The sequence below is a fragment of the Streptomyces sp. 8L genome (genome assembly GCF_020176795.1).
Taxonomy (GTDB): domain Bacteria; phylum Actinomycetota; class Actinomycetes; order Streptomycetales; family Streptomycetaceae; genus Streptomyces.
This window is the reverse complement of record NZ_JAIUKE010000977.1, coordinates 1-385: the sequence shown is the minus strand read 5'-3', so window position 1 is coordinate 385 and position 385 is coordinate 1. Positions and strand designations below refer to the sequence as shown.

At 58.7% G+C, this 385-nt stretch carries 1 rRNA gene; it reads right to left on the bottom strand.

The features are described 5' to 3' along the window. Positions 1-334: 334 nt before the first annotated feature. Positions 335-385: ribosomal RNA gene (locus LCE31_RS40175) — 16S ribosomal RNA — on the bottom strand; the annotation flags it as partial.

Sequence of the window (385 nt, the reverse complement as noted above, 5' to 3'; positions counted from 1 at the left end):
CTTAAAAACTTGGCCACAGATGCTCGCGTCCACTGTGCAGTTCTCAAACAACGACCAGCCACCCACCACCCCACACCAACCGTGCGAGTTCACTGGGACCGGCATACCGAAGGACGAGCAACGCTCGCACCCTCAGACACCCAACAGCGTGCCCGACACACCCCGCCCACTCCCGCTTTCCACACTCCCGAAGGAGCAGTACTGACCGGAATGATCCGTGATCTGCCGAATAGTCAACGTTCCACCCATGAGCCACCGGCACCAGACGTTCGCTGATGAACCGGCCTCTGACCGAACCCTCCCGAAGAAGAGTCCGGTGAGAAATGCTCCTTAGAAAGGAGGTGATCCAGCCGCACCTTCCGGTACGGCTACCTTGTTACGACTT